We start from the raw sequence: 21,522 nt of genomic DNA on the forward strand, positions 1-21,522 counted from the left end.
GAAATGAGGGCGCCATGCGCATTGCGAAAGACCTTGCCGACGCAGTAGGGAAAACTCCGTTGATCCGGCTGCGCCGTATCAGTGAGGAAACCGGGTGTGAAATTCTTGGCAAGGCCGAGTTCATGAATCCTGGTCAATCGGTCAAGGACCGTGCCGCTCTTTATATCATTCGCGATGCCATAGCACGGGGCGACCTGAAACCTGGGGGCACCATCGTTGAAGGCACCGCTGGAAACACCGGTATCGGTCTGGCGCTTGTCGGGGCGTCGATGGGCTTCAAGACCGTGATCGTGATCCCGGAGACCCAGTCCGAAGAAAAGAAAGACATGCTGCGTCTTGCGGGTGCACAGTTGGTTCAGGTCCCGGCAGCGCCGTATCGCAACCCGAACAACTTTGTACATTACTCTCGCCGTCTAGCTGAAGAACTGGCGCAGACGGAACCCAATGGCGCAATCTGGGCCAATCAGTTCGACAACGTCGCCAACCGTCAGAGCCATGTCGAGACCACCGGCCCCGAGATCTGGGAGCAAACCGGCGGTAAGGTCGACGGCTTTGTCAGTGCGGTTGGTTCAGGTGGCACGTTGGCCGGTGTGGCCGAGGCGCTGCAGCCCAAAGGCGTCAAGATCGCATTGGTCGATCCGATGGGGGCCGGGTTGTATTCCTATTACAAAACCGGTGAGATCGCGATGGAGGGAAGCTCGATCGCGGAAGGTATTGGCCAGGTGCGGATCACCAAGAACCTTGAGGGGTTCAAACCGGATTTCGCCTATCAGATGACGGATAACGAAGCGTTGCCCTATATCTTTGACCTTCTGCGCGACGAAGGTCTGGTCATGGGCGGATCGACCGCCATCAACATGGCTGGCGCCGTGCGCCTGGCCAAGGATCTGGGTCCGGGCCATACCATTGTTACGATTCTGTGTGATTATGGCACGCGCTATCAATCTAAGCTGTTCAACCCGGAATTCCTGCGCGAAAAAGAATTGCCTGTTCCTGATTGGATGACCGAGGCGCCGCGTAGCATTCCGGGCGTTTTCGAGGACGTATGATGTTGCGGCAGGTCCGCCTGTTTCTGGCCCTTGTTTCACTTTTGTTTGCAGTTCTGTCTGGTCCTGCAACGGCCCAGCTTTCGGATCGGCAAAGTGACTACTATCAGGGTTGGGTAAAAACGGCGGATCGGGCCGAAGATGTGATCGAGGCCAATCGGGCCTCGAACGCTTCGCTGGAAAATCTGCGATCGGAAATTCATACCTATCGAGATGTTTTCAACAGCGCGCGTGGTGCAAATACCGAACGTATTCAGACCCTGGAAAGCCAGATCAAGGCTTTGGGTCCCGGACCGGAAGGTGATGCAACCGAACCGGAAGACATTGCTACGCTGCGTTCACATCTTGAAAACCAACTGAACGCACTGCGGGTGCCGCATATCATTTCCGACGAGGCCTTCAGTCGCGCCAACGGACTGATCGCAGAAATTGACCAGATCCTGCGAAATAGGCAGAAAAAAGAGCTGTTGGAGCGCGGCCCATCGCCACTGAACCCCAGCTATTGGCGACCAGCCTGGGTTGACCTGACTGAAGCGGGCCGAAGCCTTTTCAACGAGGCTGTGCAGAACTACCAAACAGACGTGGTGCATGAGCAGCTTCGCAAACAAGGGCTTGGAATTCTATTGCTGGTCTTCGTGGCCATTGTTTTGCTGGGCTATGGAAAACGTTGGTCCGAGGCTGCTGGGAACTATCTGCGTACCATAGGGGGGCAGGGAACTGGCGTATGGACATTCCTGACATCGCTGTTTCGGATAATTCTGCCATGGCTGGGTGTTTTGTTGCTGGTAAAAGCCGTCGTCCTGACGGGGATATTGGGATTGCGGGGAACCCTTCTGATACAAAACGTACCGTTCTGGGCGGCCATTGTTCTGTACTACGACTGGATTGGACGTCAGGTCTATGTAATGCAGCAGGCGCAGGGTTTCAGAAAGCTCTCGCCAAAGCGGATCACCGAGCTTCGAATCTACCTGGATCTGCTTGCCGTTTTTCTCATTTTGCACGATCTTGGGAACCTTTTCGAACAGATCGAGAATACTTCGGATGCGACGCGCGCGGTTGTGGGCTTCCCAGTTATTCTTGCAACTGCTCTGGTTCTGTTGCGTGCGCGGCAGATACGGCTTGCCGAGGTGCAGGCAGAACCTGATGGCAATGCCCGTGGAACCGGGGTTATCCAGCTGGTCGAATTCTTGCGCCGAGCATTGTTCCTGTTGGGAGTTGTCAGCCCAGTTCTGGCTGCCATCGGTTATAACAACGCGGCTGAGGCCATTGTTTTTCCAGCGGTAAAATCGTTGATCCTGATTGCCGCACTGATCATCCTTCAACGATTCCTGACTTCGGTTTATGGATTGATAACCCGCAAGGGTGAGGCAGCCCGGGACACATTGTTTTCGGTTCTGATTGGCTTTGCCATGGCCATTTTGGCCCTGCCGGTTCTGGCGCTGATCTGGGGCGCACGCGAGACCGATTTGTTAGAGGCATGGTCGCGGCTCCTTTTGGGGTTCGACATTGGGGGCGTGACCGTCTCGCCCAGTAATTTCTTTACTTTTCTGGTGGTTTTCCTGATCGGATACGGACTGACACGCGCCCTGCAGGGTGGGTTGCGGACCTCTTTGTTGCCAAAGACGAGCATTGATCCCGGTGGTCAAAACGCGATTGTTTCAGGGACGGGGTATGTCGGTATCTTTCTGGCAGCCTTGGTCGCCATCATGGTTGCGGGTTTCGATCTGTCGTCTCTGGCCATCGTGGCCGGGGCGCTCTCTGTCGGGATCGGATTTGGTCTGCAAACCATTGTCTCGAACTTTGTGTCCGGCATTATTCTTTTGGTCGAACGTCCGATCTCAAAAGGCGATTGGATCGACGTAAACGGGATGATGGGTTATGTGCGCGACATCTCGGTACGCTCGACCCGAATTGAGACCTTCGATCGAACAGATGTCATTGTCCCGAACTCGGACCTGATCAGCGGTGTTGTCACCAACTATACCCGTGGAAACACGATCGGACGCGTCATTGTCCCGGTCGGGGTAGCCTATGGTACCGATACCCGCGTGGTCGAGACAATCCTGGGCGAAATCGCCAACGCACATCCGATGGTATTGGCGAATCCGGCACCCAGCGTAGTGTTTCAGGGGTTCGGTGCGGATTCTCTGGACTTTGAAATCCGCGCCATTTTGCGGGATGTGAATTGGGTTCTTTCGGTGAAGTCCGACATGAACCATGAGATCAATCGCCGCTTTGTCGAAGAGGGGATCGAGATTCCGTTTGCTCAGCGTGATGTCTGGCTGCGAAACCCCGAGGCCCTTCAATCGTCAGGTAACGCGCAAATGCCCCCATCTGAGCCTGTTTCAGAGACAAAAGCGCCCCCGGCCTCTTCGCCCGCCGAATTGACCGAGGCTGATCTTTCCGACGGTGATGGTGACGAACCCTGAGGCAAGTTCGGGCCTGAAACGAGCCAGAGAATTTTACACTAATCGGGCCTTGCAAATCCCCAGGCGATAGTCCAAATAACGCCCGCACGGAGAGGTGGCCGAGTGGTCGAAGGCGCACGCCTGGAAAGTGTGTAGGCGGGAGACCGTCTCCAGGGTTCGAATCCCTGTCTCTCCGCCACAACACCAGCTCTTGTCTTGGACGCTTAGGTGTTTCACATCTCAGACATTGTTTTGGAGTCCCCGAGCAAAAAAGGCTCGGTAAGCGATTCACAAAACCCATGTTGAGCGAAATCATCCAATTTAAATGGCCCCGAATTACTGTTTCTTGCAGGCAAGGGAATTTCAGGATGCGAGGCAGTCAAAATGTTGGTTAGGGCCTATTCCTGTGTCGGTTGGGTAACTACAGGTGAAAACTCGGCGCCCGGCTTGTTCGCTGATGCGTGTGTTGAGATATCAATACATCTACAACGCCAAGTGAACGTTATTCCTTGGCTGGTCCGTTTTGCGATAGGTGCGCAGCAAAATTGCGCCCGGAGGTTAGATGTTACTGTCTGTCGTCATTCCATGCATGAACGAAGAGGAGTCGATCCCCTTACTGGTGGAGCGCCTGATCGCTGCGACTGAACAGTGGAACGCCGAATCCGAGATTATTCTGGTGGATGATGGGTCTAATGACGAAACATGGCGCGCAATCTGTGCCCAAAGCGAGTTTCATCCGCGTATTCGCGGTTTGAAGCTATCGGGAAACCGCGGTCACCAGATCGCTCTGACAGCGGGGCTGAATGCAGCCCAAGGGCAGCGGATTTTCATGTTGGATGCCGATCTGCAAGACCCGCCGGAGCTTTTGTCGGACATGATGGCGATGATGGATCAGGGTTATGATGTGGTTTACGGGCGTCGGAGTGAGCGAAAAGGCGAAAGTTGGTTTAAGAAAGTAACAGCTCATGGTTTCTACCGCATATTGAACCGGCTTTCGGACGTACCCATTCCAAATGACACGGGCGATTTCCGGCTTGTTAGCCGTCGGGCGCTGGATGCGGTTCTGAGTATGCCGGAACGCGCGCGGTTCGTTCGGGGCATGTTCGCTTGGGTTGGTTTCCGTCAAATCGGGATCGAATACATCCGCGACCCACGGATCGCGGGCGAGACCAAATACCCGATGTCCAAGATGATCCGCTTTGCGCTTGATGCACTGGCGAGTTTTTCGATCAAACCGCTGCAGATCGCCACACGAATGGCCTTTCTGACACTGATTATCGCCGCGCTGATGGCGGTCTACGTCTTTTGGTCCTTGATCCTTTACAACGCGGTTGCGGGTTGGGCGTCGACGGTTCTGGTGATCAGTTTCTTCTCGGGTATCCAGCTGTTGACACTTGGAATCATGGGGGAATATCTCGGACGTCTGTATATCGAGGCCAAAAACCGACCACTCTATTTTGTAGATCAAGAGACCTCAGAGATTTCGGACACCATAGTAGAAGAGAAGACCGCGCAGAAATGAGCGAACGGCGCCGCATAATCCGGTTTGCCATCGTGGGCTTAGGCGTGGCTGGTTACTACATGCTGGCCTATCTGGGCCTGTTGCGCGTGTTTCATTCGCCTTGGATCGCCAATGCATTGGCTTTTGGGTCCGCAATCCTGATCCAATATATTGGGCAAACAGTCTGGACCTTCGGGCAGGCGCTGGTGGTTCCTGCACAGTTTGGGCGGTTTCTTTGCATGGTCGGAATTGGGCTGCTGGTTTCAGCTGCGATTACCGGATTGGCCGGCCCTCGTTTTGGCCTGAGCGAAGCTGCCTCGGCCGCTGTCGTTGTAGTTGTTCTGCCTGTGATCAACTTCGCGTTCCTACGGCTGTGGGTCTATAAACCGCAGAATTCAACCTAGAGATTGGCAATGTCGCATATCTATTCAAACGAGTTCTTTGACTATATTGACCAGGGCGCCAGGCGGTCCGCAAACAGGCTAATTGCTTGCCTTCTAGGAAAAATTTCTGCGGACAGTGTCGTGGACTTTGGCTGCGGGCGGGGTGTGTGGCTGTCCGAGTGGCAGGCCGCGGGTTGCAAGGATATTGCCGGTGTTGATGGCGACTATGTGGATCGTGACAAGCTTGCGATACCGGCTGAGGCGTTTATCGGTGCAGATCTGTCCAAACCGGTCGAGCTTGGACGCCAGTTTGATTTGGCTCAGTCGCTTGAGGTCGGTGAACACTTGCCGCATGACGCGTCGGCCAGCCTGGTTCAGAGCCTGACCACACATAGCGATCTGGTCCTGTTCTCAGCCGCCGTTCCGGGGCAGGGCGGCGAGTTTCACATAAATGAACAGCGCCTGTCCTTTTGGCAGGGTTTGTTCGCTGAACGGGGATACACGGCCTATGATTGTTTGCGGCCTGAGATGTTCGGGGATCAATCGATCGAACCCTGGTATCGGTATAATTCTGTCCTCTATGCGAACCAGTCAGGGGCAGCCCGGCTGTCTCAGGACGTGCTGGATACCAAAGTCGCGCCCGGCGCGTTGAAAGAGGTCGGCAGTTTAGGCTGGACCCTACGCAAGCTGGTTGTGCGTGCCTTGCCCCGGTCGGCTGTCACCGCGATCGCGCAGGTCCGGGCCTCTGTTATTGCAAGGTCATATGGCGACAAATCATGACGGAAAAAACACCTCGGCAGGAGTTTCTTTTTCTGTCCCTGCTTTGCACCGCTGCGTTGTTCCTGATCAACTGGCCACAGCTTTTCGACCCTTTCGTACGTCATGATGATTTCCCGGCGCTGCTGGGCTGGACCGAGATTGCCTACCACAAGGCCTTGGATGAAGGTCGTTGGTTGAACTACTGGTGGCAGTTCCGGCCATTTCTATGGCCCTCACAAATAAGCATGTATCTCTATAACATAGCCTGGGGCTTGTTCTCGGCTGCGGCGGCAGTCGCGATCATGGAGCGTTCGGACCCGATCTGGTACAAAGGTTATCTTGCGCTATTCATTGCGTTTTCGGTTCCAGCATTCCTGATTTCATACTGGTTCAACACGTTGCTGCCGGGGATCTGGGTTATCACCTTGTACAGCCTGGCAATTCTGTTTCTTCCGCATCGTGTGTCGCTGGCCCTGTTGGTTCTGGCAGTGCCCTTATCCTTCATGGCCTACACGACCTATCCGTTCCTGTTGCTGACACTGATCCTGCTGTCAAACAAGGCGCCAAAAACCTATACCAGCGTCGCTGTTACGCTGATCATTTTCTTTGTCAGCCTGGTTCTGGCGTTGCTGAGTGTTTACACCCTGAACTACTTTTATCATGGGATATTTGGTATTCCGGTTGCTGAATGGCGTGGGCCGAACGAAGTAAATTCGGTCGATGACCTGCTGCTGAACCTTACCAAGGTCAAAGTATTCCTCCGATCCATCATCTATACAATGGGCGGAGGGACAATCAGCTATGGCTTGATGCTCTTGGCCCTATTTGCAGGTGCCTGGGGGTTCCTGTTTACCCGAAGACGGATGTTTGCCGTCGCGATCCTGATGGCTGCACTTGCTGGTCTGGCACCGCTTATCCTCAAGGCGATGATGTCGGGGGTGCAGGTCCCGGTTCGGGCGTTGAACTGGCTTTGGATCTTGTTTGGGGTGGTGCTGACTTCGTGTGGGGTTCAGTTTCTGCAGTCTTCAAAAAGATGGTTAAGTGTTTCGCGTATCTTGTTGATGTGCGTGTTGATGATCAATTTGATGCTCATTGGAAAAACATCGTTTATGTTCATCCCGCCTTGGCAAAAAGCAACGCGCGCATTGGCGCAAAGCCTGCCTGAACAGGCCGAAACCGTGTATATCTATGGACATTTTCTTGGCGTGAATGGTGCGGCAGACGCCAGAGTTCAATTCGAACGGGGGCTGCGGTTGCGGTTAAACTATCTGACCGGGGCCGAGATCATCATGTGCTGGAAGCAGCCCGATAGATGCGATGGGATTACACCTCCGTTCGATCCAGGCGACTGGGTCTCGACGCCTGTTGTCGCATCAACTGGTGACCAGGCCTTTATCCTTTTGCCGCGTCCCAATCTGGGGCCCTGATCAAAAGGTGAGTTGTAACAGGTTTGAGAAAATTCTATGAATGCGCCCACTTGGGCTGTCCGGCATTCAAGGACACAGACCCCAACCCCTGTTGGAACACCCGGACATGATTGACCTGAGCGACCACAAACCCCTGCGAAAAAGTCGCAACTATCTGATTTATCAGCACCCCGAGGTCGAAGGGGCGCTGCTGAAAGTGCGGGTGGACGAACCTGTGCGTAGCCATTTTCTGCCGCGTTATGCCGAATGGCGCTATGGCAATCTGCGCCAATGGAACCGCGAAGCAAACGAATATCTGGCGGCGCTCAACCGTGGATGCCCCGAGATCGAGAGGTTGGCGCAATTCATGGGATATGCGCCAACATCAGCGGGCCCGGCGATAGTGGTGGAAAAACTGACCGGCCCGGACGGAGATCTTGCGCCAACCCTGCATTCGGAACGCGTCGCGCTGGCCAAGGATCAGGCCGGACGTGAACGTCTTCATGCTGAATTGATGGAACTGTTTGACGATCTCGAAAGCGGCCGGATCATTGTGGGTGACATGGGGTTCGAAAACATCGTTCGTGCGCAGGAAAGAGGTGGCAAGCTGACCGTGATTGACGGCGTTGGCGAGAGGGTTCTTTTTCCGCTGTCACTGGTCAGCGAAACAGCGTTTCGCAAGTCAATCGATCGTCGGCGACAGAGGATGTCGAGTGGCTTTGGTTTAATGAAGACCTGACCACTAAACTGCTACGCGCAAGGGAAAGGCGCGTTCGACCTCTTTTGCTATCTCCGCAATCAGCGCTTTTGTCACGGCGTTGCGGTTGTTCATCTGAACCCGCGCGACATAGGCAAGCTCTGGAGGGGTAGGAAAGACATCGTTGATGACTTCCATGTCAGGTGTAATGTGCATCCCGTTCAATAGCGCTATGCCCAGCCCTGATCGAACAGCCGACTGGATTCCTGCTGCACTTGGACATTCCAGGATATTGTCAAAGCGGTGGTCCTGCTGCTGACTGTCTTCCATTCCCCATCTCCGGTAGAAACACTGTGTGTCAAATGACAGAAATGGAACCGGTTCTGACAGATTCAGACGATAGTCGGGTGATTTGACCCAATGAAGGGAATCCTGAAACAGGATCAGATCTTCGGGCTGCACGTCGTTGCGAAATATCTGAATCACCGCCAAGTCTAATTCACCTCCCTTCAACCAATCCTGAACATTCAGGCTTTGACCAGTGCGGGTTCGTACGCGAACATCGGGGTACAGCCGCGTGAAACGTCCAAGAATTTGGGCGATCCCGCTGGTTGTCGCATCCTCGGTCATGCCAAGCCGCAAGTGGCCGGTGAGCGGTCTGTTGCCAAGTGAGGCCACCGCTTCGTCATGCAGAGTGGTAATTCGACGGGCGTATTCACAAAGACGCAGCCCGTCTTCTGTGAATAGGGGGGCACCTTTGCGACGAGTCAGCAGTTTGCAATTCAGTGCGCGCTCTAAACGGCCGATCTTATGGCTGACTGCAGATTGCGAAAGCGCCAGATGTCGGGCCGCACGGGTCACACCACCATAGGTCGCGATTGCGAGCAGCGCGCGCAAGGCGTCTATTTCCAAACGTTCGTTCATGACTACCTATGACAGATTTTGATCATTGAATGATAATCATTCATTTGCGGCGAAGGCAAATGTCAGATTAGGTATCGCGAACACAATGTACGCGGAGCTTCGAAATGAACAATCTATACTCGGAGGATATCACAGACTTCGAACATCAGTCGGAATGCAAATCTGGCCCGCTGACGCTGTCTTCTTCTTTCGGCAAAGGTAAGTGTAATTGATGACGGAAGAAAGAACAGCTAACCGCCGCCTGACAACACTGTTTGAGATGACCGGATCAGTTCTGGCTATGGCTTATGCCTTGCTGATTGCTTCGAATATTGGCGCTGAGATTCTTGGATTCTCTCTACTGTTGGTGTCGTCGGCACTGTTTGCCGCATGGGCATTGATTGATCGGCGCTGGACGTTTTTGCTGTTGCAGGCGTTCTATGCGACCTCTGCCATTATTGGACTGATCCGCTGGGCATAAACTTGGTGTAGGGTTGCTGCCAGGAATTTGTTAGGACGGATCTATGACGGATCAGGACAGAATCGATATCGGCTTTCTGCTGTTTGATGGCTTTCCGATGGCTTGTTTGACATCGGTGATCGAACCCCTGCGGGCGGCCAATGAAATCGCAGGTCATCAAGCGTTTAGATGGTCGCTGGTTTCTGAACGTGGTCAAAAGGTTCAGTCAAGCGCAGGGGTTGGATTCGAAGCAGATCGCGCGTTGGCGGACTGCAGGAATATCGACATTCTATTCCTGCTCAGCAGCCCGTCTTCGGTCTTTGACAACGCTGTTAGCGGCAATGCCTTGCTGCGTGGTCTTGGGAGGCACGGAACAGTTCTGGGCGGGATCAGCGGTGGCGTATTCCCTCTTGTGCGATCCGGTGCAATGGCAGGTCAGCCGGTCTCGGTCCACTGGTGCTATGAGGCGGCATTTGAGGCCGAGTTTCCCGATATGGACGCCCGGAGCGAAGTGATCGTGCGCACCGTGACGCGCTATACCGCCGCCGGTGCAGCGGCAGGGTTCGACCTGGCACTGCATTTGGTTCACGACCGCTTGGGCGGTGACATTGCGCATGAGGTTGCGTGCTGGTTTCAACATCCGATGATGCGCGGTGCGGCAGTGCGTCAGCAGGTGCCCAATGCGACAGCGCCGAAAACGGGAGACCGCCTTCCACCGCTTGTTTCACGCAGCGTTGAAATGTTTGCCGCCAATTTAGGTCAAGCGATCTCGATTGCTGAAGTTGCGAAACAAATGGGCGTCACACCTCGTCAGATCGAGCGGGCATTCAAACAGGCAACTGGACACAGCCCCAGCCATTATTACCGCGCAATGCGGATGAAAGCGGCGCGTCAGATGGTGGTTTATACCAAAGACCCCATTTCCCAGATCGCGGCCGCTGTCGGCTATGGATCTGTTGCGCCCTTGGTGACACATTACCGGTCGGCTTTTGGCCTGAGCCCCAGCGAGGACAGGCGCCGCATCAACCGTTTCCGGGTTGAGGATAACGCCCCTTTGCCCTCGGTCTAGGCGCTGACTAAAGCGCCGATCGCATCGCCGTCAGGATCGCATGGTGCAGAGATTTGGCGGACGAGCGCGGACCGTACAGGCTGTAGTGATCCGAACCACGACACAGCACGAAACAGCCAATATGGTGGATCGAGCTGCGCGCCGCCGTTCCCTTAGTTAATATGCGCAGATCCAACTGGCACAAAAGCTCCAGCACTGCTTGAATGTTCGCACCAGCCAGGTCGAAACGCACCCAGGCATCGGTCTGTTCAGTGACAGAGGCCGCAGACCCAATGGCAGATTTTACTTGCGTAGCAAGGTCCTCGTGCGTGTCATGCGGTGCTTCAAGCATCCATTGCTCTGGCCCCGCCCAAAAGGCGGTGATTGCGGTTCCTTCAAACCTCTGGACCTTTGGTGCCTCAGCGCAAATCAGTTTCTTCAATGCGGCTTTGGCCGCTGTTTCCTGACCGAGCCGCGCCGCGACTGATGCCAACGCCACGCCCGGTATCTCGGAACAGGTGACAGGCCCAACCGTGTCTACCCGAGGGTCAGCCGCGCCGAGGGCGGTTATCGCAACCAGATTATCCACGCAGACGTTCTCCTTCCGGGTCAACGAAATGGGCCGAGACAATTTCCACCTCGACCGTCAGGTCCGTCAGCGGAGAGACAAGGCGCATTTTCTCGCCCAGCCTGTCGCCGCCGTTTTTCAACAATCCCAGCCCGATATTGCTGCTCAGAATGGGTGAGTAGACGGCTGAGGTGACATAGCCCTGATCATGGGCTGCATCGACCGGGCCGTCAGTGTTCATCAGGTGGCCACCGGCGGTTACCTTGTTTTCAGGCTCCAACGGTTTGATCCCCACCAGCATCAGTGCATCGGGTTGGTTCAGTCCCTCGCGTTCCGACAGAGTTGATCCGATGCTGTCCTTCTTTTTGGACACCATGCGGCCCATTCCCAGGTTCAGGGCGGTTGTGGTGCCGTTCAACTCGCTGCCTGCAGCATGGCCTTTTTCGACCCGCATGACGCCCAGTGCTTCGGTGCCATAGGGGACAACGTCGAACTCTTCGCCCTCGGTCATCAGCCGCCGCATCAGCGCGTCGCCATAGCGAGAGGGAACCGCGATTTCGAATGCCAACTCGCCAGAGAACGAAATCCGGAACAGCCGCGCCCGATGGCCGCCACACACGGTGATGGTGCCGCAGGCCATGAAAGGGAAGCCCTCATTCGAGATGTCGAATTCCGGGTCGACGATCTTTTGCAACAGCTTGCGCGAATTGGGCCCGGCGACCGCATATTGCGCCCATCCCTCGGTGGTGGAAATCAACTGCACGTCCATGTCCGGGCACAGGCACTGGCGCACGAACTCCATGTGGCGAAAGACCAATACGGCATTTGCGGTCGTTGTGGTTACGACGAAATGATCCTCGGCCAGTCGCGCGGCGGTGCCGTCATCCATGGCTATGCCATCTTCGCGCAGCATCAGGCCATAGCGGGTTTTGCCGACTGCCAGCTTGGCGAAAGCATTGGCATAGACGCGGTTCAGGAACGCTGCCGCATCGGTGCCCTGGACGTCGATTTTGCCCAATGTCGTGCAGTCGCACACCCCGACCGAGGCACGCGTCTGACGCACTTCACGGTCCACGCTCTCGCGCCAATGGGTCTCGCCGGGCAGGGGGAACCACTGCGCACGCAGCCAGTTGCCAACCTCGACAAACACCGCGCCGCGTTCTTCGGCCCAGTGGTGTGAGGGCGTCAGGCGGGTGGGGTGAAACTCTTTACCCTTCATCCGGCCTGCGAAAGTGGCAATCGGGACGGGGGTATAGGGCGGGCGGAAGATGGTGGTACCGGTCTCGGGGATCGACTTACCGGCCAGCTCGGCCATGATCGCCAGCCCGCCGATATTCGAGGTCTTGCCCTGGTCCGTGGCCATGCCCAGCGTGGTATAGCGTTTCAGATGCTCGACCGAACGGAAGCCCTCCTGATAGCTGAGACGGACATCCTTGACCGTCACATCGTTCTGTTGGTCAAGCCAGGCGCGTTTGCAGCCCTGGACGTACCAGAATGGTGTCTGCGCGATGGGCGCGTCCTCGGCCTCGGGCAGATCGGGTTTGGCACTGGTAAGGTCCAAAGCGGCGATTGCGGCCTCGGCGCCAGAGCGCAGCGCGCCGTGGGTAGACATATCGCCGTTTGCCGCACCAGAAACGGACATGCCAACCGGCAGGTCCGCGCCGGGGACGAAGGCGGCCAGCGTCTCATCCCAGGTGGGGCGACCCCGCTGATGACAGGTCATGTGGACGTTGGGGTTCCAACCGCCCGAGACGCCCAAGGCACCACATTCCAATGTCCGGGTTGAGCCATCGGGCAGGGCGACTTCGACAAAGCTCAGACCCAGTCGGCCCTTGGTATTTGTGACCTGAGCGCCCTGCAGCACTTCGTAGTCATGGCTGATGGGGGCGTCTTTGCGCACGTCGATCACAGCGGTGATTTTGACACCTTTTGCGTGCAGATCAGCTGCGGTGCGGTGACCGTCATCATTGTTGGTAAAGACCGCGACGCGCTGCGAGGCCGCCACTCCGAAACGGTTGGCATAGGTCCGCAGGGCGCTGGCGGTCATGATGCCGGGGCGATCATTGTTTTCGAACGCGATTGGACGCTCGGTCGCGCCTGCGCACAGCAGCGCCTTTTTTGTGTAAATCCGCCACAGGATCTGCCGAGGTTTGCCTGCGGGCAGGCTGGGCAGGTGATCGCCCGTACGCTCGACCGCGCCATAGATGCCGTGGTCAAACGCGCCAATCACTGTGGTGCGCGGCATCAAGCGAACATTTGGCAGCGCGGACAGCTCGGCCACAGCCTGCGCCGCCCAGTCGGACGCCGCAGCATCGCCAATGATGAGTGTTTCGCTGTTCAGGCGACCGCCCAGGGCGAAATCCTCATCCGCCAGAATGACGTCCGAGCCCGCGCGGCCAGCGGTCAAAGCGGCCATAAGCCCGGCCGGTCCGGCGCCGATGATCAACAGATCGCAATGGCGAAAGCCCTTGTCGTATTCGTCCGGGTCCTCTTGCATCGAAAGCGATCCAAGGCCAGCCGCACGACGGATGATCGGCTCGTACAGCTTTTCCCAGAAGGCTGCAGGCCACATGAAAGTCTTGTAGTAGAAACCCGCAGACAGGAAGTTGGAAAACATGTCATTCACGGCCAGCGCGTCGAATTTCAGGCTGGGCCAGCGGTTCTGTGATCGCGCCTCAAGCCCCTCGAACATCTCGATGGTTGTTGCGCGGGTATTGGGCTCTTTGCGGGCGCCCGAGCGCAGTTCGACTAGGCCGTTCGGCTCTTCGGATCCTGCGGTCAGCAATCCGCGCGGACGGTGGTATTTGAAAGACCGCCCGATCAGACGCACATCATTGGCCAGCAGGGCAGATGCCAAAGTGTCGCCGGGATGGGCGGTATAGCTGCGCCCGTCAAAGCGGAAGTTCAGCGTTGTATTGCGGTCGATCTGTCCGCCATTCAGCCGGTTCACCTGCGTCATTTGGAGCGCCCCCGTTCGCGGGCCACATCGCGGGCCAGTTCCACCTTTGAAATCTCGTGGGTCAGCGTGTTGCGCGTGACGACCAGCCAGGATCGGTCACCTGTTTCGTGGTACCAAAGTTCACGGTGCTCGCCTGCCGGGTTGTCACGCAGATAGGCATAGTCGTGAAAGGCCTCGGCAGCATTTTCCGCCTGCCAATCGGGGCGGTCAATCAGCGCGGCGTCGCCCAGATAGGTGAATTCCGATGCATCGCGAGGCCCAAGAAGGGGGTGGTTGATTATCATGTCTGGTGTCCCCTTTAATGCAGGTTGGGCTGATTGCCCGCGCCTTTTTCGTCGATCATCCGGCCGGTGCGGAACCGGTCCAACCGATAGGCCGTTGCGACAGGGTGCGGTTCGTCCTTCGCAAGCAGATGTGCAAAGCAATAGCCCGAAGCCGGAGTTGCCTTGAACCCGCCATAGCACCAGCCCCCGTTGAAATAGAGGCCCTCGACCGGCGTTTGGTCAATGATCGGAGAGCCATCCATCGACATGTCCATCACGCCACCCCACATCCGCAGCAACCGGGCGCGTCCGATCATCGGCATCAATGCCATGCCACCTTCGCAAACATCCTCGACCACGGGCAAGTTGCCGCGTTGGGCATAGGTGTTATAGCCGTCAAGATCGCCACCGAACACCAGTCCTCCCTTGTCGGACTGACTGACATAAAAATGCCCCGCGCCATAGGTGATGACACTGGGCAGGACAGGCTTTAGCCCCTCAGATACAAAGGCTTGTAGAACGTGGCTTTCGATAGGCAGGCGCAGTCCGGCCATCCCCATAACGCGCCCCGAACTGCCCGCAACGGCGCATCCGACTTTGGAGGCGCCGATAAAGCCCTTAGTCGTTTCGACCCCAAGACATTTGCCATCTTCGATCCGCAGCCCGGTAACTTCACAGTTCTGGATAATATCGACGCCATGCAGGTCGGCTGACCGGGCATAGCCCCAGGCCACTGCATCATGGCGCACGGTACCGCCGCGCCGTTGAACAAGGCCGCCCTTGATCGGAAAGCGAGCGTCGTCGAAATTCAGATAAGGGTGTTCGCGCCGCACCTGATCTGCGTCCAGCAATTCGGCATCGGCCCCGTTCAGGATCATCGCATTGCCACGTCGCGTATAGGCGTCACGCTGTCCGTCTGTATGGAACAGATTGACGATACCGCGCTGACTGACCATTGCGTTATAGTTCAGGTCCTGCTCGAGCCCTTCCCACAGCTTCAGCGAGAACTCATAGAACGGCTCATTCCCATCCAGCAGGTAGTTCGAGCGAATGATCGTGGTGTTTCGGCCCACATTTCCGCCACCGATCCAGCCTTTCTCGATTACGGCAACATTTCGTTGGCCGTAGATTTTGGAAAGGTAATTCGCGGTTGCCAGACCATGCCCGCCGCCGCCGATTACGATGATGTCGTAATGGGCCTTAGGTTCAGGTTCACGCCAGACCGGCTTCCACCCTTTGTGGCCGGTTAGCGCCTCTTTGATAACTCGAAAGCCGGAATATCTCATGAATCGGACCTTTTCTTCCAAACTTCATTATTTTCGGGCGCGGCGATATCCCCATATGCGACATGGGTGTGTCTGAATCAGACCCTCAGGCACAAGAAATAAGGCCGGAAAACCAATCGGTGAAATCCGATACCTCGGCTGAGTTGCGAAGGACGGATAAAAAATAGCCCTCACTGGCGGGTGCGGAATCTTTGCTGGCAAGGCGGACTTTGCCTGATTTCAGGGCTTGCTCTGCGATGATAGAATTCACCAGTGCAACACCGCTGCCTGAAACAGCAAGTTGCAGGGCGAGGCCATAGGAATCCACAAAATATGATGGCTTGCGCAGTTTCTGGCCGGTGATTTCACCCCATGACGCCCAACTGTCCGATGTGCCAACGGATTCGATCAGAGGCAGATCAAGCCAATTGCCGCTTAGATTCGGCGACACCACCGGGACAAGGCGATTGGGATTCAACGGTTTCGCATTTTTCCCGACTTGTTTTTCTGAACCAAAGCGTACCTCAATATCGGCGCGCGATGCTGCGTATTCGTCAGGCCAGATCGTGCTGACAAATCGGAGTGAGGTTTCCGGGTGCTGGGCCTGAAATTCGGGTAATGCCGGCGAGATGACCCATTCGATGATGCTGATAGAGGCAGCCACCGTGATATGGCGAGCTTTTTCTTCGGCCAAATAGGGTGAGGCTGCGGAGTGCAGCATATCCAAGGCTGCCTCGACCTGTGGCAGCAGTTTCCGCCCTTCATCCGTCAAAGAAAGACCGCGCGCGTGGCGGTGGAACAGAACGACGCCCAGACGGGTTTCCAAGGCTTTGATTTGTTGGCTGACTGCGGATTGCGTCAACCCGATTTCATCCGCTGCAGCAGTTGAACTGAGCCGCCGCGCGGCTGCTTCGAATGACCGAAACCACGTTAGAGGAGGGAGTGTTTTTGCCATCGGTAACTGACCTATTAGTGTTGTTAATATCTAAGGCTCAAGTTCTTTCGTTTGTCAAAAGATGTTTCTAACGGTGATATTTCCTCAAGCAGATTTGGGGAGACGGCAGTGCAGCCAAATATCAGAAAAATAGTGACTTTCGACGAAGAGGTTCTGGTTGAAGGATTTCGGGCAGCGGAACGCCCGTGGCGCATGTTTGCCGTTGCGGCGGTTGTGTCGAACCCTTGGGCTGGCCGGTATGTCGAGGATCTGAGACCGGAAATTCTGGCCTATGGGCCAGTGCTGGGGCAAATGTTGACTGACCGGATGGTCACGCTTGCAGGTGGCGGCCAGGTGATCGAAGCCTATGGCAAAGCGGCGGTTGTTGGGCTGGATGGCGAGGTCGAACATGCCTCGGGCCTGATCCACACGCTGCATTTCGGGAATTACTATCGTCAAGCGGTTGGGGCCAAGTCCTATCTGTCCTTCACCAATACTCGCGGTCCGGCGAACACTCCGATCATGGTGCCCATGATGGACAAGAATGATGCCGGGCGTAGATCGCATTATTTGACGCTGCAGTTTGCAATCCCCGACGCACCGCGCGCGGATGAAATTGTGGTCGTGCTGGGTGGTGCAACCTCGGGCCGTCCCCATCATCGGATCGGCGACCGTTATCAGGACCTCAAGGATTTGGGCCATGACGTGGACAACCCGGCCTCGGTCTGAACTCAGCACCTTGGCGGTGATTGATCGGGGCCAAGGGCCGCTGGTTATTCTGCTGCACGGGGTTGGCCTGCGGGCCGAGGCGTGGGGTGCGCAGATCGACGCTCTGGTCGCGGCGGGGTATCGTGTCTTGTGCCCGGATATGCCAGGACATGGTCAGTCGAGCTTTGATCATCCGACTGGTTTGGAGGCATACGTGCACCGCACTGCGTCCGTGCTGACAGAGCCCGCTGTCTTGATCGGCCATTCAATGGGCGCCCTGATTGCGCTCCGACTGGCGGCGGATGTGCCAGATAGCGTTCTTGGCGTTGCGGCATTGAATGCGATCCATCGGCGTCCGGCTGCCGCGCGCAAGGCCGTCGTCGCACGTGCCTCGGCCTTGGACGTATCGGGGCCAAATGATCCCACTGTCACGTTGCAACGTTGGTTTGGCGAAGCCTCGTCCGCCGAGCGACTGGCCTGCATGCGCTGGCTGACTGAGGTTGATCCGGCGGCCTACAAATCCGCGTATACCGCTTTTGCCGAAACGGACGGTCCTTCCGATGATGAACTGGCCCGTATCGCTTGTCCCGCCTTGTTCATGACCGGCGCGGATGAGCCGAATTCGACTCCTGAAATGTCTCGGGACATGGCGCGTTTGGTTCCCTCGGGACAAGCGGCAATCATCGCAGGTGCCGCACATATGTTGCCGATGACTCATCCCGCCGAAGTAAACGCACAGCTGTTGGAATTTGTGGGGGGGTGCCAGCCATGACAAGTATGGACCCCCGAGCTTTGCGTGACGCCTTTGGCAGCTTTATGACCGGGGTGACAGTGGTGACGGCACGGGATCCGCAGGGCGTGCCAGTTGGGTTCACCGCAAACTCGTTTTCGTCCGTATCGCTTGACCCGCCATTGCTGCTGGTGTGTCCGGGGAAGTTTCTGTCCAGTCACGATATTTTCGCCAACTGCACCCGGTTTGCAGTGAATGTGCTTGCAGATGGACAGCAAGAGATATCGAACACTTTCGCTGGGTATAAAGGGGACCGGTTTGCAAAGGTCGCGCACAGCAATGGCCTTTTTGATCTACCCCTAATCGACGGGGCGCTGGCGCAGTTTTGCTGCAAGACCCATCAGGTCCTTCCCGCCGGTGATCATACCTTATTGATCGGTGAAGTGGCAGAGTTCTCGCACTCGGTCGGGCAGGGTCTTGGATATGTCGGAGGGTCGTATTTCAGCCTGGGGCTCGAACGTGAAATCGACGCCATGGTACCGACGATATGCGGCGCGATCATCCGCAAAGATGACAGTGTTTTGCTGGAGCAGAGCAACGGTGCCTATCGTCCCGTTCAAATCGCCGGGGTCGAGCGGGGTGGGCAGCGAAACCGATTGACCCAGGGCTTGTCAGAACGTGGACTGAAGGTAGAAGTCGAACAGGTCTATTCCTCATTCGACGATGCGGAAACAAAGCAGCATTACACCTATTTTCTGGCCAGCTGTTCCCGACCAACGCCGCTTGAGGGCGCCGAATGGATCAGAACGGATGACCTTCCGAACCTGAAATACGTGTCCGGTGGTGTCCGCCACATGATGACCCGCTATGCGATGGAAGCCAAAGAGGGGGATTTTGCTCTCTACCTTGGTGACGCCTCGCAGGGCGACATTCACAGCATACGATAAAGGAGCAGGTCAATGGAATTTTCCCTGTTTGCCCATATGGAACGTTTGTCGCCAGATCAGCCGCATGACGTTCTGTATGACGAATTCGTCAGCCTTGTGAAAATGGCGGACGAGGGCGGGATGCGCGCCGTCTGGACGGGTGAGCATCACGGGATGGAGTTCACCATCGCGCCTAACCCCTTTATCTCGCTAGTCGATCTGGCCCATCACACCCGGAATGTACGGCTGGGGACGGGTACGGTAGTCGCCCCGTTCTGGCATCCGATCAAATTGGCCGGAGAGGCCGCCGCGGCAGATCAGATTACCAAAGGCCGGATCGAACTGGGGATCGCACGCGGCGCATATTCTTATGAGTATGAGCGCCTGATGCCGGGGATGGATGCCTGGGAAGCGGGCCAACGGATGCGGGAAACAACCCCTTTGCTTCCGCAGATCTGGCAGGGCGATTGTGCGCATGAGGGTGAGTTTTATTCCTTTCCGGCGACCACATCTGCGCCGAAACCGTTTCAGAAAAACGGTCCGCCGATCTGGATCGCGGCGCGGGACCCCAATAGTCATGAATTCGGTGTCCACAACGGGTTTAACATCCAGGTCACCCCCCTGTGGCAGGGCATGGAAGAGATTGAAACGCTGATGGACCGCTTCAATGCAGCCTGCGACAGCCATACCGGACCGCGCCCCAAAATCATGCTGTTGCATCACACATATGTCGGCAAAGACGCAGACGATGTTGCGCAAGGCGTTCAGGAATTGCGCCGGTATTACAACTATTTCGGTGCCTGGTTCATGAATAAACGCCCGGTCGCACAGGGTTTGATCCAACGGATCACCCGGGACGAGATGGATGCAAACCAGATGTACACAAGTGATAAGCTGGCGCGCGACCTGACGGTTGGTACAGCGCAGCAGGTTATTGACCGGATCAAACGTTATGAAGATTTGGGCTATGATGAGTTTTCGTTCTGGGTCGACAGCGGGATGACGAACGAGCGAAAACGTGCCTCTTTGGCGCGGTTCATCGACGATGTCATGCCAGCCTTTCAGTGAGGAACACTATGGGAAATCTACCGCATTTTCAGCTTTTCATTGATGGCGCTTGGTCTGAGGGGGCGACGTCTCAGGTTATGACATCTGCAAATCCCGCAACTGGGCAGGGGTGGGCTACGTTTTCCTGTGCGGCACCTGAGGATGTCGACAGGGCAGTCGCCGCCGCCAAACGTGCGCTTGATGATCCGCAATGGCGCGACATGACGGCCACCGCGCGCGGCAAGCTTCTTTATCGCCTGGCCGACCTAGTTGCCGAACACGCCGCAAAGCTCGGGGAATTTGAGACAACCGACAGCGGCAAACTGCTGGCAGAAACCTCGGCGCAAACGGGGTATGTCGCGGATTATTACCGCTATTTCGCAGGGCTTGCGGATAAGGTTGAAGGAACGGTTCTGCCCATCGACAAGCCCGATATGCATGTGTTTACCACGCGCGAACCCATCGGAGTTGTTGCAGCGATTGTGCCGTGGAATGCGCAAATGTTCCTGACGGCGACCAAACTGGGCCCGGCGCTTGCGGCTGGCTGTACCGTCGTGCTGAAAGCATCCGAAATCGCGCCCGCCCCGATGCTGGAATTCGCACGTTTGATCGAACAGGCCGGATTCCCTGCAGGCGTTGTCTCGGTCATCACCGGGGATGCGGAAAACTGCGCAATTCCATTGACCCGCCACCCCGATCTGGATCGCATCGCCTTTACCGGCGGCCCCGAGACCGCGCGCCATGTGGTTAGAAATTCGGCCGAAAACTTCGCGGTCACCTCGCTGGAACTTGGGGGCAAATCGCCGATAGTTGTTTTTGATGACGCGGATCTGGATGGCGCGGCAAATGGTCTGATCGCCGGGAACTTTGGCGCGTCTGGGCAAAGCTGCGTTGCGGGCACGCGTGGCCTGATACAGCGATCCATTCTGCAAGAGCTGATCGGCCGGATCAAAGAAAAGGCGGGCGCAATCGTTCTGGGTGATCCGCTGGATGCCACTACCCATGTTGGGCCGCTGTGCACCATGGCGCAGGTGCGCAAGATCGAAGAGACCCTGGCCAAATCCTCGGCGCAGGGCGCGGTGATCCATTTCGGTGGGCTGCCCGCGGATCGGCCCGGCAACTTCATGAACCCAACCCTGGTCGAATGCACATCGCCCGAGACCGAGACGCTGAAGGTCGAGATGTTTGGCCCGGTCATGTCTCTGCTGCCATTCGATACCGAAGAAGAGGCCATCGCATTGGCCAACAGCACGGTCTTTGGACTGGGCTCTGGCGTGTTCACGCAGAACCTGGCGCGGGCGCATCGGGTGTCCAAACGGATCAAGTCGGGGATTTGCTGGGTGAACACCTATCGCGCGATCTCTCCTATCGCGCCGTTTGGCGGGTTCAATCAATCAGGGTATGGCCGTGAAGCCGGGGTTGAGGCGATCCTGGATTACACCCGGACCAAGACCACCTGGATCAGCACCTCGCAAGAGCCGATGGCGAACCCGTTTGTGATGCGCTAGGTC

Annotated in this window: 20 protein-coding genes and 1 tRNA gene; 15 read left to right on the top strand and 6 right to left on the bottom strand. The window is 56.6% G+C overall.

Annotated elements, in window-relative coordinates; translation table 11 throughout:
- Window positions 1–14: 14 nt before the first annotated feature.
- The 8 genes from AC2FJ5_RS11720 to AC2FJ5_RS11755 all read left to right on the top strand — a co-directional run bounded on the left by AC2FJ5_RS11720 (window position 15) and on the right by AC2FJ5_RS11755 (window position 8,242).
- Entirely contained in the window at window positions 15–1,049 is a 1,035-nt protein-coding gene (locus tag AC2FJ5_RS11720) for a cysteine synthase A (protein ID WP_142634220.1), read from the top strand.
- The gene (locus tag AC2FJ5_RS11725) at window positions 1,049–3,475 is read left to right on the top strand and encodes a DUF3772 domain-containing protein (protein ID WP_496690667.1); all 2,427 of its coding nucleotides are present in this window, start codon (window positions 1,049–1,051) and stop codon (window positions 3,473–3,475) included. The genes AC2FJ5_RS11720 and AC2FJ5_RS11725 overlap by 1 nt, the downstream gene beginning before the upstream one ends.
- An 88-nt stretch (window positions 3,476–3,563) precedes the next feature.
- Window positions 3,564–3,653 (top strand) — tRNA-Ser (locus AC2FJ5_RS11730).
- Window positions 3,654–4,016: 363 nt separating this feature from the next.
- Window positions 4,017–4,976, top strand: coding sequence for a glycosyltransferase family 2 protein (locus AC2FJ5_RS11735; RefSeq protein WP_496693251.1), 960 nt, complete (start codon window positions 4,017–4,019; stop codon window positions 4,974–4,976).
- Complete coding sequence (locus AC2FJ5_RS11740) at window positions 4,973–5,359, top strand: GtrA family protein (RefSeq protein ID WP_271946729.1); 387 nt, start codon at window positions 4,973–4,975, stop codon at window positions 5,357–5,359. Before AC2FJ5_RS11735 ends, AC2FJ5_RS11740 begins: the two co-directional genes overlap by 4 nt.
- Window positions 5,360–5,368: 9 nt before the next feature.
- Window positions 5,369–6,118, top strand: coding sequence for a methyltransferase domain-containing protein (locus AC2FJ5_RS11745; RefSeq protein WP_282021316.1), 750 nt, complete (start codon window positions 5,369–5,371; stop codon window positions 6,116–6,118).
- Window positions 6,115–7,524: a hypothetical protein gene (locus AC2FJ5_RS11750; RefSeq protein ID WP_496793454.1), complete on the top strand. Its 1,410-nt coding sequence runs from the start codon at window positions 6,115–6,117 to the stop codon at window positions 7,522–7,524. Before AC2FJ5_RS11745 ends, AC2FJ5_RS11750 begins: the two co-directional genes overlap by 4 nt.
- Before the next feature lie 40 nt (window positions 7,525–7,564).
- The gene (locus tag AC2FJ5_RS11755) at window positions 7,565–8,242 is read left to right on the top strand and encodes a YrbL family protein (protein ID WP_496700845.1); all 678 of its coding nucleotides are present in this window, start codon (window positions 7,565–7,567) and stop codon (window positions 8,240–8,242) included.
- A gap of 3 nt (window positions 8,243–8,245) precedes the next feature.
- Here the strand turns inward: AC2FJ5_RS11755 and AC2FJ5_RS11760 are convergent, their stop codons facing one another.
- Window positions 8,246–9,124 carry a LysR family transcriptional regulator gene (locus AC2FJ5_RS11760; RefSeq protein WP_496793455.1) on the bottom strand — a complete coding sequence of 293 codons (879 nt, stop codon included), beginning with the start codon at window positions 9,122–9,124 and terminating at the stop codon, window positions 8,246–8,248.
- A gap of 211 nt (window positions 9,125–9,335) precedes the next feature.
- Here AC2FJ5_RS11760 and AC2FJ5_RS11765 point away from each other — a divergent pair, with 211 nt between their 5' ends.
- Together AC2FJ5_RS11765 and AC2FJ5_RS11770 are read left to right on the top strand one after the other, a co-directional pair.
- Window positions 9,336–9,584, top strand: coding sequence for a hypothetical protein (locus tag AC2FJ5_RS11765; RefSeq protein ID WP_496700848.1), 249 nt, complete (start codon window positions 9,336–9,338; stop codon window positions 9,582–9,584).
- A gap of 43 nt (window positions 9,585–9,627) precedes the next feature.
- A complete protein-coding gene (locus tag AC2FJ5_RS11770; RefSeq protein WP_496693249.1) occupies window positions 9,628–10,632 on the top strand; it encodes a GlxA family transcriptional regulator in 1,005 nt (334 codons plus the stop codon).
- Between the two features lie 7 nt (window positions 10,633–10,639).
- On the opposite strand, the gene AC2FJ5_RS11775 is transcribed toward AC2FJ5_RS11770, so the two are convergent.
- The 5 genes from AC2FJ5_RS11775 to AC2FJ5_RS11795 form a co-directional block, all read right to left on the bottom strand.
- Window positions 10,640–11,200, bottom strand: a complete 561-nt coding sequence (locus AC2FJ5_RS11775) for a sarcosine oxidase subunit gamma (RefSeq protein WP_496793456.1) — start codon at window positions 11,198–11,200, stop codon at window positions 10,640–10,642.
- Window positions 11,193–14,138, bottom strand: a complete 2,946-nt coding sequence (locus AC2FJ5_RS11780; protein ID WP_496793458.1) for a sarcosine oxidase subunit alpha family protein — start codon at window positions 14,136–14,138, stop codon at window positions 11,193–11,195. Before AC2FJ5_RS11780 ends, AC2FJ5_RS11775 begins: the two co-directional genes overlap by 8 nt.
- Complete coding sequence (locus AC2FJ5_RS11785; RefSeq protein ID WP_281972199.1) at window positions 14,135–14,422, bottom strand: sarcosine oxidase subunit delta; 288 nt, start codon at window positions 14,420–14,422, stop codon at window positions 14,135–14,137. The genes AC2FJ5_RS11780 and AC2FJ5_RS11785 overlap by 4 nt, the downstream gene beginning before the upstream one ends.
- A 14-nt stretch (window positions 14,423–14,436) precedes the next feature.
- Window positions 14,437–15,687, bottom strand: coding sequence for a sarcosine oxidase subunit beta family protein (locus tag AC2FJ5_RS11790; protein ID WP_496793459.1), 1,251 nt, complete (start codon window positions 15,685–15,687; stop codon window positions 14,437–14,439).
- Window positions 15,688–15,772: 85 nt separating this feature from the next.
- Window positions 15,773–16,621, bottom strand: coding sequence for a LysR family transcriptional regulator (locus AC2FJ5_RS11795; RefSeq protein ID WP_496704758.1), 849 nt, complete (start codon window positions 16,619–16,621; stop codon window positions 15,773–15,775).
- Window positions 16,622–16,729: 108 nt separating this feature from the next.
- Between AC2FJ5_RS11795 and AC2FJ5_RS11800 the strand changes: the two genes are divergently transcribed.
- Genes AC2FJ5_RS11800 through AC2FJ5_RS11820 form a run of 5 tightly spaced genes read left to right on the top strand, consistent with a single transcriptional unit; the run spans window position 16,730 to window position 21,519 of the window.
- Window positions 16,730–17,329 (top strand): amino acid synthesis family protein, encoded by a 600-nt coding sequence (locus AC2FJ5_RS11800; RefSeq protein WP_496793460.1) that lies wholly within the window; start codon window positions 16,730–16,732, stop codon window positions 17,327–17,329.
- A complete protein-coding gene (locus AC2FJ5_RS11805) occupies window positions 17,301–18,080 on the top strand; it encodes an alpha/beta fold hydrolase (RefSeq protein WP_496793461.1) in 780 nt (259 codons plus the stop codon). Before AC2FJ5_RS11800 ends, AC2FJ5_RS11805 begins: the two co-directional genes overlap by 29 nt.
- A complete protein-coding gene (locus AC2FJ5_RS11810; protein WP_496793462.1) occupies window positions 18,077–18,985 on the top strand; it encodes a flavin reductase family protein in 909 nt (302 codons plus the stop codon). The genes AC2FJ5_RS11805 and AC2FJ5_RS11810 overlap by 4 nt, the downstream gene beginning before the upstream one ends.
- A 12-nt stretch (window positions 18,986–18,997) precedes the next feature.
- On the top strand, window positions 18,998–20,032 hold the full coding sequence (locus AC2FJ5_RS11815) for an LLM class flavin-dependent oxidoreductase (RefSeq protein WP_496793464.1): 1,035 nt from the start codon (window positions 18,998–19,000) through the stop codon (window positions 20,030–20,032).
- 8 nt (window positions 20,033–20,040) lie between these two features.
- The gene (locus AC2FJ5_RS11820; RefSeq protein ID WP_496793465.1) at window positions 20,041–21,519 is read left to right on the top strand and encodes an aldehyde dehydrogenase; all 1,479 of its coding nucleotides are present in this window, start codon (window positions 20,041–20,043) and stop codon (window positions 21,517–21,519) included.
- The last annotated feature ends 3 nt before the right edge of the window (window positions 21,520–21,522 follow it).

The organism is Ruegeria sp. CDSA221 (assembly GCF_059611825.1).

What these genes read in the sequence shown, in the direction of transcription:
- AC2FJ5_RS11750 (WP_496793454.1), top strand. Translation starts at nt 6,115, where the DNA reads ATGACGGAAAAAACACCTCGGCAGGAGTTTCTTTTTCTGTCCCTGCTT.
- AC2FJ5_RS11805 (WP_496793461.1), top strand. Translation starts at nt 17,301, where the DNA reads ATGACGTGGACAACCCGGCCTCGGTCTGAACTCAGCACCTTGGCGGTG.
- AC2FJ5_RS11740 (WP_271946729.1), top strand. Translation starts at nt 4,973, where the DNA reads ATGAGCGAACGGCGCCGCATAATCCGGTTTGCCATCGTGGGCTTAGGC.
- AC2FJ5_RS11780 (WP_496793458.1), bottom strand. Translation starts at nt 14,138, where the DNA reads ATGACGCAGGTGAACCGGCTGAATGGCGGACAGATCGACCGCAATACA.
- AC2FJ5_RS11745 (WP_282021316.1), top strand. Translation starts at nt 5,369, where the DNA reads ATGTCGCATATCTATTCAAACGAGTTCTTTGACTATATTGACCAGGGC.
- AC2FJ5_RS11770 (WP_496693249.1), top strand. Translation starts at nt 9,628, where the DNA reads ATGACGGATCAGGACAGAATCGATATCGGCTTTCTGCTGTTTGATGGC.
- AC2FJ5_RS11755 (WP_496700845.1), top strand. Translation starts at nt 7,565, where the DNA reads ATGCGCCCACTTGGGCTGTCCGGCATTCAAGGACACAGACCCCAACCC.
- AC2FJ5_RS11810 (WP_496793462.1), top strand. Translation starts at nt 18,077, where the DNA reads ATGACAAGTATGGACCCCCGAGCTTTGCGTGACGCCTTTGGCAGCTTT.
- AC2FJ5_RS11790 (WP_496793459.1), bottom strand. Translation starts at nt 15,687, where the DNA reads ATGAGATATTCCGGCTTTCGAGTTATCAAAGAGGCGCTAACCGGCCAC.
- AC2FJ5_RS11795 (WP_496704758.1), bottom strand. Translation starts at nt 16,621, where the DNA reads ATGGCAAAAACACTCCCTCCTCTAACGTGGTTTCGGTCATTCGAAGCA.
- AC2FJ5_RS11720 (WP_142634220.1), top strand. Translation starts at nt 15, where the DNA reads ATGCGCATTGCGAAAGACCTTGCCGACGCAGTAGGGAAAACTCCGTTG.
- AC2FJ5_RS11765 (WP_496700848.1), top strand. Translation starts at nt 9,336, where the DNA reads ATGACGGAAGAAAGAACAGCTAACCGCCGCCTGACAACACTGTTTGAG.
- AC2FJ5_RS11815 (WP_496793464.1), top strand. Translation starts at nt 18,998, where the DNA reads ATGGAATTTTCCCTGTTTGCCCATATGGAACGTTTGTCGCCAGATCAG.
- AC2FJ5_RS11725 (WP_496690667.1), top strand. Translation starts at nt 1,049, where the DNA reads ATGTTGCGGCAGGTCCGCCTGTTTCTGGCCCTTGTTTCACTTTTGTTT.
- AC2FJ5_RS11735 (WP_496693251.1), top strand. Translation starts at nt 4,017, where the DNA reads ATGTTACTGTCTGTCGTCATTCCATGCATGAACGAAGAGGAGTCGATC.
- AC2FJ5_RS11785 (WP_281972199.1), bottom strand. Translation starts at nt 14,422, where the DNA reads ATGATAATCAACCACCCCCTTCTTGGGCCTCGCGATGCATCGGAATTC.
- AC2FJ5_RS11820 (WP_496793465.1), top strand. Translation starts at nt 20,041, where the DNA reads ATGGGAAATCTACCGCATTTTCAGCTTTTCATTGATGGCGCTTGGTCT.
- AC2FJ5_RS11760 (WP_496793455.1), bottom strand. Translation starts at nt 9,124, where the DNA reads ATGAACGAACGTTTGGAAATAGACGCCTTGCGCGCGCTGCTCGCAATC.